The 291-nt window shown below is 50.5% G+C and carries 1 protein-coding gene; it reads left to right on the top strand.

Translation table 11 applies throughout. The features are described from left to right. On the top strand, positions 1-153 hold a 153-nt coding region (locus BGK49_RS31245), incomplete at its 5' end, for a replication initiation protein (protein ID WP_242412528.1). Positions 154-291: the final 138 nt, after the last annotated feature.

The raw sequence follows: 291 nt of genomic DNA, 5'->3' as shown, positions 1-291 counted from the left end.
CCCCCCGTTCAGCCCGACCGCTGCGCCTTATCCGGTAACTATCGTCTTGAGTCCAACCCGGTAAGACACGAATTATCGCCACTGGCAGCAGCCACTGATAACCGAATTAGAGGAGTAAGACTTGAAGTCATGCGCCTGTTAAGGCTAAACTGAAAGAACAAGTTTTGGTGACTGCGCTCCTCCAAGCCAGTTACCTCGGCTCAAAGAGTTGGTAGCTCTGAGAACCTTCGAAAAACCGCCTTGCAGGGCGGTTTTTTCGTTTACAGGCAGTAGATTACGCGCAGAAAAAAA

It is taken from the genome of Shigella sp. FC1544 (assembly GCF_001722145.1).
GTDB classification, from domain to species: domain Bacteria; phylum Pseudomonadota; class Gammaproteobacteria; order Enterobacterales; family Enterobacteriaceae; genus Escherichia; species Escherichia coli.
Note: the sequence above shows the minus strand (reverse complement) of the source record. Positions and strands in the feature narration are given on the sequence as shown.